General features: G+C 66.0%; 14 protein-coding genes. 7 read left to right on the forward strand and 7 right to left on the reverse strand.

Translation table 11 applies throughout. From position 1 onward, the window contains the following. Nucleotides 1-13 precede the first annotated feature (13 nt). The gene (locus CH302_RS06680; RefSeq protein ID WP_037189475.1) at nt 14-373 is read left to right on the forward strand and encodes a DUF952 domain-containing protein; all 360 of its coding nucleotides are present in this window, start codon (nt 14-16) and stop codon (nt 371-373) included. A 76-nt stretch (nt 374-449) separates the two neighbouring features. Here CH302_RS06680 and CH302_RS06685 read toward each other — a convergent pair whose 3' ends face one another. Further along, the gene (locus CH302_RS06685; protein WP_037189474.1) at nt 450-1,781 is read right to left on the reverse strand and encodes an RNA polymerase sigma factor; all 1,332 of its coding nucleotides are present in this window, start codon (nt 1,779-1,781) and stop codon (nt 450-452) included. 159 nt (nt 1,782-1,940) lie between these two features. After that, nucleotides 1,941-2,762, reverse strand: coding sequence for a polyphosphate--glucose phosphotransferase (gene ppgK, locus CH302_RS06690; protein WP_037189473.1), 822 nt, complete (start codon nt 2,760-2,762; stop codon nt 1,941-1,943). A gap of 202 nt (nt 2,763-2,964) precedes the next feature. Here ppgK and CH302_RS06695 point away from each other — a divergent pair, with 202 nt between their 5' ends. Further along, nucleotides 2,965-3,837 carry an inositol monophosphatase family protein gene (locus CH302_RS06695; protein WP_052047568.1) on the forward strand — a complete coding sequence of 291 codons (873 nt, stop codon included), beginning with the start codon at nt 2,965-2,967 and terminating at the stop codon, nt 3,835-3,837. 15 nt (nt 3,838-3,852) lie between these two features. Here the strand turns inward: CH302_RS06695 and cei are convergent, their stop codons facing one another. After that, on the reverse strand, nt 3,853-4,533 hold the full coding sequence (gene cei / locus CH302_RS06700) for an envelope integrity protein Cei (RefSeq protein WP_037189472.1): 681 nt from the start codon (nt 4,531-4,533) through the stop codon (nt 3,853-3,855). A gap of 547 nt (nt 4,534-5,080) precedes the next feature. On the opposite strand from cei, the gene CH302_RS06705 reads away from it, so the two are divergent. Continuing rightward, nucleotides 5,081-5,383 (forward strand): DUF4193 domain-containing protein, encoded by a 303-nt coding sequence (locus tag CH302_RS06705; protein WP_027496891.1) that lies wholly within the window; start codon nt 5,081-5,083, stop codon nt 5,381-5,383. Between the two features lie 72 nt (nt 5,384-5,455). Here CH302_RS06705 and CH302_RS06710 read toward each other — a convergent pair whose 3' ends face one another. Continuing rightward, nucleotides 5,456-5,920 carry a DUF3093 domain-containing protein gene (locus CH302_RS06710; RefSeq protein ID WP_037190090.1) on the reverse strand — a complete coding sequence of 155 codons (465 nt, stop codon included), beginning with the start codon at nt 5,918-5,920 and terminating at the stop codon, nt 5,456-5,458. Between the two features lie 220 nt (nt 5,921-6,140). Between CH302_RS06710 and dut the strand changes: the two genes are divergently transcribed. Then, complete coding sequence (dut, locus tag CH302_RS06715) at nt 6,141-6,593, forward strand: dUTP diphosphatase (RefSeq protein WP_037190089.1); 453 nt, start codon at nt 6,141-6,143, stop codon at nt 6,591-6,593. Nucleotides 6,594-6,657: 64 nt separating this feature from the next. Further along, nucleotides 6,658-7,518 carry a DUF3710 domain-containing protein gene (locus tag CH302_RS06720; protein ID WP_037189471.1) on the forward strand — a complete coding sequence of 287 codons (861 nt, stop codon included), beginning with the start codon at nt 6,658-6,660 and terminating at the stop codon, nt 7,516-7,518. Here CH302_RS06720 and CH302_RS06725 read toward each other — a convergent pair. Further along, the gene (locus CH302_RS06725; RefSeq protein WP_037190087.1) at nt 7,500-8,222 is read right to left on the reverse strand and encodes an alpha/beta fold hydrolase; all 723 of its coding nucleotides are present in this window, start codon (nt 8,220-8,222) and stop codon (nt 7,500-7,502) included. The two genes, CH302_RS06720 and CH302_RS06725, sit on opposite strands and share 19 nt — an antisense overlap. Nucleotides 8,223-8,343: 121 nt before the next feature. Between CH302_RS06725 and CH302_RS06730 the strand changes: the two genes are divergently transcribed. Together CH302_RS06730 and CH302_RS06735 are read left to right on the forward strand one after the other, a co-directional pair. Continuing rightward, nucleotides 8,344-8,721 carry an OB-fold nucleic acid binding domain-containing protein gene (locus CH302_RS06730; protein WP_032397922.1) on the forward strand — a complete coding sequence of 126 codons (378 nt, stop codon included), beginning with the start codon at nt 8,344-8,346 and terminating at the stop codon, nt 8,719-8,721. Between the two features lie 121 nt (nt 8,722-8,842). Further along, a complete protein-coding gene (locus CH302_RS06735) occupies nt 8,843-9,496 on the forward strand; it encodes a DUF3159 domain-containing protein (RefSeq protein ID WP_037190086.1) in 654 nt (217 codons plus the stop codon). Here the strand turns inward: CH302_RS06735 and CH302_RS06740 are convergent. Beyond that, nucleotides 9,470-10,129: a potassium channel family protein gene (locus CH302_RS06740; RefSeq protein ID WP_037189469.1), complete on the reverse strand. Its 660-nt coding sequence runs from the start codon at nt 10,127-10,129 to the stop codon at nt 9,470-9,472. The two genes, CH302_RS06735 and CH302_RS06740, sit on opposite strands and share 27 nt — an antisense overlap. Nucleotides 10,130-10,178: 49 nt before the next feature. Next, entirely contained in the window at nt 10,179-10,844 is a 666-nt protein-coding gene (locus CH302_RS06745; protein WP_037190085.1) for a potassium channel family protein, read from the reverse strand. Nucleotides 10,845-10,944: the final 100 nt, after the last annotated feature.

Here is a 10,944-nt window from a genome sequence, read left to right on the forward strand (position 1 = left end):
GCAGAATGGAACTGTGACCAGCAAGCAGGACGACCTCGTTCACATCTGTACGGCAGGGGAGTGGCTCGCGATGCGTGGTCGGGCCGACTACACCCCCGACTCGTACGATTCCGTGGGGTTCGTGCACCTGTCCACACCCGAGCAAGTGCACTTGCCCGCGAATCGGCTCTTCTCCGGCCGCACCGATCTGGTGTTGCTGCGCGTGGATCCGGCTCGTCTGACCGCACCCGTTCGGTGGGAGCCCGGGGTGCCGACCGATCCGGAGTCCATGCTCTTCCCACATCTGTACGGACCGCTGCCGATCGCGGCCGTCACCGCGGTCCTCGACTATCGGCCGGGGCCGGACGGAACGTTCGGGGTGCCCCAGGTGTGACGGCATCGACGAAGCACAGAACAACGACCGCCGATCACTGTGATCGGCGGTCGTTGTTCGAGATGGAGCGAACGAATCAGTCCAGGTAGTCGCGCAGTACCTGAGAACGCGACGGGTGACGCAGCTTGGACATGGTCTTGGACTCGATCTGACGGATTCGCTCGCGCGTCACACCGTAGACCTGACCGATCTCGTCGAGGGTGCGGGGCTGACCGTCGGTGAGGCCGAATCGCAGACGAACCACGCCCGCCTCGCGCTCGGACAGCGTCTCGAGTACCGACTGCAGCTGATCCTGGAGCAGCGTGAACGACACGGCGTCCACGGCGACGACTGCCTCGGAGTCCTCGATGAAGTCACCGAGCTGGCTGTCGCCCTCGTCGCCGATGGTCTGGTCGAGCGAGATGGGCTCACGCGCGTACTGCTGGATCTCCAGCACCTTCTCCGGCGTGATGTCCATTTCCTTCGCGAGCTCTTCGGGGGTGGGTTCGCGACCCAGATCCTGGAGCAGCTCACGCTGGATGCGTCCGAGTTTGTTGATGACCTCGACCATGTGCACCGGGATACGGATGGTGCGAGCCTGGTCGGCCATGGCCCGGGTGATCGCCTGACGGATCCACCACGTGGCGTACGTGGAGAACTTGTAGCCCTTGGTGTAGTCGAACTTCTCGACCGCGCGGATCAGACCGAGGTTGCCCTCCTGGATGAGGTCCAGGAACGCCATGCCACGGCCGGTGTAGCGCTTGGCCAGGGAGACGACGAGTCGAAGGTTCGCTTCGAGGAGGTGGTTCTTGGCGCGGTTGCCGTCACGGCAGATCCACGTCATGTCGCGACGCTGCGCAACGGGGAGCTTTTCGCCCTTCTCCGCGGACTCGCGCATCTTCTCGACCGCGAAAAGGCCTGCCTCGATGCGCTTGGCCAGTTCGACTTCCTCTTCGGCGTTGAGGAGGGCGACCTTGCCGATCTGCTTGAGGTACGCGCGGACGGAGTCGGCGGACGCGGTGAGCTCGGCATCCTTGCGGGCCTGGCGGAGCGCCTCGGATTCCTCTTCGTCCCAGACGAAATCGCCGGACGCCTTGTCCTCGGCAGTCGGCTCGGCGGTGGCGTCTTCCTCGGTGTCGTCACCTGCGGCGACCACCTCGACGACATCGTTGGCGGCAGCGGCGAGGTCGCCCTCGGAGATGTCGATGTCTTCGATCCCGGGAGTGCTCTCGTCGGCATCGTCCCCGGACGCCGGTGTTGCTGCTGTCTTCTTGGCTGCGGCCTTCTTCGCCGGTGCCTTCTTGGCCGCGGCGCGCTTGGCCGGTGCCTTCTTTGCCGGTGCCTTCGCAGCGGGTGCCTTGACAGCAGGTGCAGGTGTCGCAGACTCGGTTTCGGAATCTACGGTCTGACGGATATCGGTGGCTGCCACGTACGCCCTTTCGTGACGAAGTCGTGCGGCGTCACGCCAGAGTTGTTTCCGGCGGAGAGGTCTTCGGATTCGGCCGGCTGCGTACCGGCACACACCATTGTAACGACCTCTCAGGAGTTTGTTACCGACCCTCGCCATACGCAGGTGGCAAGCCGCGTGTCAGTCCCTCGATCCCGCGGACGTACCGGTCTCGGCGGAGGGCACGGCGGAGTCCGCTGCGAGTGCGGCACCGACGATCCCGGCAGTGTTCAGCAGGGTTGCCGGAACCACGGGGGTGCGATTGGTCAGGTGTGGAATCCACTTCTCGCTCTTGCGGCTGATGCCGCCGCCTGCGATGAAAAGATCCGGCCACAGCAGCGCCTCGAACGTCTCGAGAACCTTCGAGACCTCCTTGGCCCACTCCTTGTAGGACAGCCCCTGGTTCTCCTTCACCGACGATGCCGCACGATGCTCGGCTTCCTTGCCGCCGATCTCCATGTGGCCGAATTCGGTGTTGGGAAGCAGAACTCCGTTGTGCAGCACGGCAGAACCGATTCCGGTGCCGAACGTCAACAGCACGACGACGCCGTCCTTGCCCTTGCCGCCGCCGTACTTGTCCTCGGCGACTCCGGCCGCATCCGCGTCGTTGAGCACGGTGACGTTCTCGGTGCCGATGGCCTCGGCGAACAGCGCGCGGGCGTCGGTGTCGATCCAGGACTTGTCGATGTTGGCGGCCGAGCGAGCGACACCGTTGGTCACCACGGCAGGCAATGTGACGCCCACCGGGCCGGTCCACTCGAAGTGCGCGACGATCTCGGCCACGGTGCGCGCGACGGCAGCGGGGGTCGACGGCTGCGGCGTCTCGATCTTGTGGCGGTCGCCCACGAGCTCTCCGGTGCTCAAGTCCACGATTCCGCCCTTGATGCCGCTGCCGCCGACATCGACGCCGAACCCGTGGCGCGCTGCCGCTGCGGTGGTGTTGTCCGAACCTGCCTGTGTCATGTGGATGCCGCTCCTGGCGTGATCGAATCCGTGTGGTGCCGTCGCTTCCGAACAATAGTGCGTTTCGGCGTTTGCGGGACGGTGACGTCACCGTCGGTCGCTGCGGTGGTGCTCGGACGCCGGTGTGTGTTGCGATGTACGCGTGCCGAAACCAGATGGATCGCAGACCGACACCGCCAGTACACAATTGCCGGAAGCGCCGGTGGCAGCACAGGGATCGACCACACGCGAGGTGGGCGTGCTGCGCGAGGTCGCCGTACGGGTCGCGACGCGAGCCGCCGAGCACGTCAGGCGACGTCGCCCGGAGGTCTTCGGCGGCGATTCGAGCGAGGGTGACGGCGCGGTGCAGTCCAAGAGCACGCCGACCGATCCGGTGACCGTCGTGGACACCGAAACCGAGCGTGTCCTACGCGAGATGCTGGCGCAGCTGCGGCCCGAGGATGCGATTCTCGGAGAAGAGGAAGGCAGCGAGAACGACTCGCTCGACGGCGTGCGATGGGTGTTGGACCCGATCGACGGAACCGTGAACTTCATGTACGGAATCCCGGCGTACGCGGTCTCGGTCGCGGTCCAGATCGACGGTGTCAGTGTTGCCGGGGCCGTGATCGATGTCGCCCGCGAGCTCGTCTACTCGGCCGCTCTGGGGCGTGGGGCGACGGTGGAGCGGGCGGACGGTACCCAGGAGCAGCTGCACTGTTCCGGTGTCACCGATGTGTCGATGACGTTGTTGGCCACCGGATTCGGCTACGGATCCGGGCGTCGCGCGGTCCAGGGCGCGATCATCTCCGAACTGCTGCCTCAGGTGCGCGACATCCGCCGGATCGGTTCGGCCGCTCTCGATCTGTGCATGGTCGCGTCCGGAGTGGTCGACGCTCACTTCGAGCACGGGCTCAGCCCGTGGGATTGGGCGGCGGGTGCGCTGATCGCGGCCGAGGCAGGCGCAGTGATCAGGCTGCCTGCTGCCAACAGCACCAGTGCGCAGGGTGCGGTGACGGTGGCAACTGCTCCGGGGATCGCGGACGCCTTCGTGGCCGTACTGCGCAGCGCGGGTGCCCTGGATCCGATTCCGGGCTGACGCGGCGCTACTGCGTCAGCAACGCGATTCGCGTGCTGCCGAGAGCAGATCGGCATCGAGTGGCGCAGGCGCGGCACCGGGTGCGGCTCCGGCGAGCGTGCGCAACACTTCCTCGGCGTCGTCGTTGGGCTGGATCTCGCTGAAGTAGGTACCGAGTGCCAGATCGACCGAGTCGTCGGTGCGGGCATCTTGGATGAGCTCGGCGCATGGCGCGACCAGTGACACCGCACTCGCTGCCGCCAGGCCGGCCGGGCCGAACCGAATCTGGCCCTGGCACTGCATGTTCTGATCGACGTAGACCGGATCGTTGCCGACCTGGACGTCCGGTGCGCTGGCGAAGCCGTAATCGATGAGCTGGGCCGCGACCAGAGCCGCCTGTCCGCGCTCACCGTTCGCGTTGAAGACACGCACCTTCGTTGCGGACAGGGCAGCAGGCTCGACGTCGAGCAGCGTCGTCGGGTCAACTTCCTCGCCGAGCGCTACGGGCTGCGTACCGTCTGTCGCGGCGGTGGTGGTGGGCACATTGCATTCGGCCGTTGCCGAGGTGGCCTCGGAGGTGGTGAACACCTTGACCCACACCAGCACTCCGAGCAGAGCCAGCACCGAGAAGACAGCGATGATCGGAAACGCGCGGCGGCGACGGAACGGACGACCTCGACCGTCGACCGAATGGCCTTCGGTGATCAGAGAAACCACAGTTGATCTTCGCCTTTCCGTCGGCAGTCGCCGAGACCGGTCCACAGAGTCGGTTCACACCGACGCGGTGCCTACTGTAGATGGCCGCGGTGCGCGGGGGCGGCACACTCGGCCGGACCCTTCTTCGATCGAGTGCGCGATGCCCGATTCGGAGCCCGAAACCGGCGGCGAGAATTGTTCGGTGACGCGCGGAATGAAGCCGACCATCGCGGTGTTGATGCGGCGTGCACCCAGGTGATGGACGTGTCGGCGATTCGGTTTCTGCTTTGCGACCGGCTTCGGCTATTGTCTGGCGGCCGCGGTGCTTCGAGAATAGGACGCCGGTGCATCAATCGATCTGGTGAGCGAGGTCTCGATCGGGTTTCAACCGGCGAGTTCTGGGAACTACCCGGTGTAGTTTCGGGCACCGCGCGACGACGAACGATTTTCGAACAGATACGAACTCGGTGGGAGCGAGCAAGCGCCCTCTTCACAGCCGACGGCCACAAGCCGACCACACCGGCAGCTTCCACCACACACACGCACGAAGATGAGGGGTACGAAGACAATGGCAACCGACTACGACGCACCGAGAAGAACAGAATCCGACGACGTGTCGGAGGACTCGTTGGAAGAATTGAAGGCCCGACGCAACGAGGCCCAGTCCGCCGTGGTGGACGTGGACGAATCCGACACCGCGGAGTCCTTCGAGCTCCCGGGTGCAGATCTGTCCGGCGAGGAGCTCTCTGTTCGAGTGGTTCCCAAGCAGGCCGACGAGTTCACCTGCTCCAGCTGTTTCCTGGTCCATCACCGCAGCCGACTGGCCAGTGACGCCAACGGTGTACTGATGTGCCGCGACTGCGCGGCGTGACCTTCTCCGCACAGACCTGATCGATCGCGTCAGGTCTGTGTCGACGGTTTCGACCGTCGACCGAGCAGTAGGTCAGCGCGCTTCGACGCCGTGCGCGGTCAGCACCGCCAACAGCTCCTCGGGGTGTTTGGTGCTGATCAGCCAGTAGGGCGTCGGGTCGTTCGCGTCGTCGAGGACCACGATCACCATCTGCTTCACCCAGGTGCGGTGCTGCACGAAGGCCAGCGGATCGAGCTGCCTTCCCAGCGCCGCACTTTTTGCTGTCGCGGGAACGACGGCAGCCTTGGATGCCACATCGAGTGGCAGATGAGCAGACCCGACGCGTAACTCGGCACCGGTGGTACCGGCGACCACCTCGACGCGCAGCCTGCTGAAGGCGAACAATGCCCACGCGATCAGCGGGAGCAGCACGACGTAGGGGAGCCAGGCACGGATGCCGGGCGCACCCATGTGGATCTCCGCAGCCAGCAACACCGCCACGGCCGCGCCGGCCGCCCACCACCAGATCGGCACCCAGAGTCGCTCGGAGTACAGCACCGAGTTCGCGGGTGCTGTGGAACTCGTGTGGGGAGTGGAGTCGCCGGACTCCGACGCGTGTTCGGCCTGTCGATCTGCAGTCACGGGTCCCAGGGTAGTCGCCACACCGAGACGGAAGCCGGCCAGCGTAGTCTCGTTCGACGTGAGCGACGAAGTCACCGAGTCCGGCAACGAACCGTCCGTCGACAGACCCCCCGCCCCGCGCCGGCCCTCCGATCCGTTGTCCGAGGTCCGGGTGCGCCGACTCGACCCCGAGCTTCCGGTGCCGACGCGTGTGCACGAGGGTGACGCCGGCGTGGATCTGCGAATCACGGCTCCGGTGACGATTGCGCCGGGCGAACGCGTACTGGTGGGCACCGGAATTGCGATCGCTCTCCCGTTGGGAACCGTCGGGCTGGTGCATCCGCGTTCGGGTCTGGCAGCGAAGTCGGGCCTGTCGGTGGTCAACACCCCTGGCACGATCGATGCCGGCTATCGCGGCGAGATCAAGGTCTGTCTGATCAACCACGACCTGCACACTCCGATCGAGCTCGAGCGAGGCGACCGCGTTGCCCAATTGATCGTGCAGCGAGTCGAACTGGTGACGTTCGTCGAGGTCGACGAGTTGGACGACACCGTTCGAGGGGCCGGTGGTCACGGTTCGACCGGTGGCCATGCGAGTCTGAAGCAGTGAGTTCCGCCACGACGTTCGCCGGTGGCAGGCACAGTGGAAGCAACCGAGAAGAAGAGAGCTGAACATGTTCGGACGGCGTAAGAAGAACGACGCCGGCAGTGCCTCCGCGCCCGGTGCGGAGCCATTCGTCGACAGCGTCGAAGACGAAGACGACGATGTCGAGGCCGCGGACACGACCGCCGACGGGCCCCACGATCTCGCGGACCTCGACGACGATCGCGAGGCCGTCGCCAAGACGCGACTCGACCTCGGTTCGGTGCTGATTCCACTGCCGGAGGGCGGACAACTCCAGGTCGAGATGTCGCAGGCAGGCAGCCCACAGGCAGTGCACATCGTCACGCAATTCGGACGCATCACCATCGCTGCCTACGCGGCACCGAAATCGCCCGGTCAGTGGCGCGAGGTGGCAACCGATCTGGCGACGTCTCTGCGCAACGACAAGGCCGAGACGACGGTCGAGACGGGTCCGTGGGGACGCGAACTGCTCGGTGTCACGGCCAACGCCGACCTGCGCTTCATCGGCATCGACGGCTATCGCTGGATGGTCCGTTGCGTGCTGGCGGGTCCGTCGGGTGCGGTGGGCGAGGGCCAACCGCTCGTCCAACTGGCACACACGATCCTTCGGCAGACCGTGGTGGATCGAGGCACCGACCCGCATCCCGTTCGGACGCCGCTACCGGTGGTGTTGCCGCAGGTGCTGGCCGAACAACTTGCTGCAGCTGCACAGCAGCAGGCAGCTGCGCAGCAACAGGCGGCGGCTCAGCAGAGCGCACCGCAACAGGCTGCGCAGCCCCAGGCTGCGGCACCCGATGTGGAACCTGTTGCACCGCAACAGGATTCGACTCCGCAGCCGACCGCTGCCGAGCGTGATCGAGCACCGCGTCGGGGCGCGTCGGGATCGGCGATTCAGCAGCTGGGCGGCTGAGCCGACCGCTGATCGAGACCGTCGACGGCCGCTCGGCCGAGGCATCCCGGGTCGCTCCCGATGCCGTCCAGGGTCACGGTGCGCAGCGCGCAGTTCGGCAGCGCCCGTGCCCACTGTCGAGCCACCTCGATCGGATGGACGGCGTCGTCCACTGCTCCCACGACAACGGCGGGCAGCTGTATTCGAGCGAGCTCGTCGAGTCCGAGGCTGTGATGGCGAGCGGCCTCGTCCAGCGCATCGGGAAGGTCGGGCCATTGTGCGGCCCACGACCTCTGCAGAGTGCGCGCGAGCCACGGCGGGCTCGACGCTGCCATTGCCGCGGTGACGGCGTCGAGCCCCTGTTCGCGCAGGCTTCGGGCGGTGAACTCCGCGCTCAGGGCCGCGGGGGAACCGGCCGGGTCTCCGGTCCACGCCGGCAGCGCGAGTGCGAGAGCTGCGGTGTTCGATGCGTGGTCGGCGGCCCATCGAACCGCGACGGCGGCACCGAGGGATATCCCTGTGACCACGAGGCGTCCGTGTCGATCGGCCGCTTCGTCGAGGGCGGACAGGTAGCTCTCGATCACATCGGCCGGGTCGGGTTCGACCGCGACGGTGGTCAATCCCACACTGTCGAACGCAGCCGAGAACGCGTCGGCGGCGAACCGGGCATCGGACCCCGTCCCCGGTAGAACGATCGCGGTGCGAGTGTCGAATCGGCTGTGCACGACACGATTGTGCACGCCCTCCGACACCTCGGTAGCAGCGGTTGGTTTGCGTGACACTTCGGGTCTACAGTGGCGAAGTACCCACCCGACGAGGGAACGACCCACATCTCTGGAGCGCACAATGGCACCCGCTGCCGCAGGATACTTTCGCCGTTTGACGCGGAAGTTGACAGAGGACATCGATCAACTCGATGCCGAGGAGATGGCCGAAACCTCCGAAGCCTCCGGAGCTCGCCGGGCGTGCGACTGCTCGCGAGGCGAGGAAGTCACGATGCTCGGTCGTTTGCGCAGCGTCGAAGCCTGCTCCAAGGCGGCCAATGCCAACATCGAGGCCGAGTTCTTCGATGGCACCGACACGGTGACGCTGCTCTGGATCGGGCGCCGCAAGATCGCCGGAATCGAGCCCGGCAAGACTCTGCTCGTTCGCGGACGCGTCGGCGAACGCGACGGACGCAAGATCGTCTACAACCCCTACTACGAACTGCGCGACGACAGCTGATCGTCCCCGGTATGGCACTCTCGTTGTCGTGACCAACAGCGACGATTCCGTGCCGCCCCCGCCGACATCGAACACGCCGGAACCCACCACCGACGCTTCGACCACGGCCGGTGCCGAGAAGGTGGCTCCCACCGTCCTCGAACAGCTCGGCGGTCTGAGCGGGCTCGTCTACTCGACCTTGCCCGTCCTCGTTTTCGTTCCGGTGAACAGTTACGTCAACCTGGCCGTCGCCCTGTGGTCCGCGCTGGGAGTCGCCGCCGGCGTGTTGGTGTGGCGGTTGGTTCGTCGCAGCCCGATTCAGCCGGCCATCTCGGGATTCTTCGGGGTCGGGATCTGCGCGTTCATCGCATACCGGACGGGAGATGCCAAGGGCTACTTCCTGTTCGGCATCTACACGTCGCTCGCCTACGGCGCGGCGTTCGTGTTGTCGGTACTCGCGCGTTGGCCGTTGGTCGGCATCATCTGGGGGTACCTCAACGGCACCGGGACGTCGTGGCGCAGGGAGCGGTCGGCTGTGCGCTACTACGACGTGGCCACGATCGCCTGGGCGTCGGTGTTCGGTGCGCGATACATCGTTCAGTCACAGCTCTACGACTCCGACCAGACGGGCTGGCTCGCCGTAGCCCGTATCGGCATGGGCTGGCCGCTGACGGGAGTGGCACTGTTGGTCACGCTCTGGGCCGTGCGTGCGGCCGATCGCGCGCTCGACGCAGCATCGAGCGCGGACCGCAGCCGGAATCAGCTGCCGTCAGATCAGTCCGACAGCGGAGCGTAGTTCGTTCTCCACCTCTTTCGCCGCGACGAACAGCAGTTCGTCGCCGCCCTCCAGCGGATCGTCGTGCTGGGGAACGATCACTCGACCGCCGCGCAGAATCGTGACCAGCGCTGCGTCCCTTGGCAACTGGAGCTTGCGGACCGGCTTGCCGGCCAGGGGAGTGTTCTCCGGCAGCGTGATCTCGACGAGGTTGGCCTGACCCTTGCGGAACGTCATCAGGTGAACGAGGTCGCCCACCGATACGGCCTCCTCGACCAGGGATGCGAGCATTCGCGGCGTCGACACTGCGACATCGACACCCCAGGCAGCGTCGAACAGCCATTCGTTGCGCGGATCGTTGACCCGGGCCACCACGCGGTTGACGCCGAACTCGGTCTTGGCCAGCAGGCTGAGCACCAGGTTGGCCTTGTCGTCTCCGGTGGCAGCGATCACCACGTCGTACTCCTCGAGGTGCGCGGCTTCGAGCAGACTCAACTCGCACGCGTCGGCCAACACCCATTCCGCTTCGGGGATGGCGGCCTGATCGACGTGATCGAGTTTGCGTTCGAGGAGCATCACATCGTGTTCGCTGCGGATCAGCTCGCGTGCGATGGATCTGCCGACTGCGCCGGCTCCGGCGATAGCGACTTTCATGGCTTCCCGTTCGGGTCGATGGGGGAGGTGGGGAACGTGCGCTCGTGCATCAGTCGTCCGAGGGCGGCGGGTTGCCGGCCAGCGCAATGGCTTCGGCGACGGTTCCCGAGACCGCGGCGACGTACACCTCGTCACCGGCTTGGATCACGGTTCGCTTGTCCGGTAGCAGTCCGCTGCCGAACCGGATGACGAACGCGGCCCGCGAGTTGGTGGCCTCTTCGAGTACCGAGAGCTTCTTGCCGATCCAGGCGTCGTGGAAGTCGAGCAGGACGACGGCGACGCTGCCTGACGGATCGCGCCACTTGGTGGTGGGGTCGTCGCGCAACAGGTTGTGCAGAAAACGATCGGTGGCCCAGGGGACCGTGGCGACCGTCGGGATGCCGAGGCGTTCGTAGACGGCCGCGCGCTTGGCGTCGTAGATCCTTGCGACCACTTTGTCGACGCCGAACGTCTCTCGAGCGACGCGGGCGGAGATGATGTTGGAGTTGTCGCCGGACGACACGGCCGCGAAGGCCTCGGCCTTCTCGATTCCCGCGCTCACCAACACATCTCGGTCGAAACCCATGCCGACGACGCGATGCCCGGCGAAGTCGGGGTCCAGGCGCAGAAAGGCTGTTTCGTCGCGGTCGATGATCGCTACCTCGTGTCCGATGCGTTCGAGCGCCCCGGCCAGCGATGCGCCGACGCGGCCACATCCCATCACAACTACGTACAACGCCCAGCTCCGTCCCGATCTCGATGGTCGACCACTGCCGACCGACACTGCCACGACCGGCAGGCGTGCACCAACGTATCGGGGGATCGGTCACCGTACC

This window comes from Rhodococcus sp. 15-2388-1-1a (assembly GCF_002259145.1).
GTDB lineage: Bacteria > Actinomycetota > Actinomycetes > Mycobacteriales > Mycobacteriaceae > Rhodococcoides.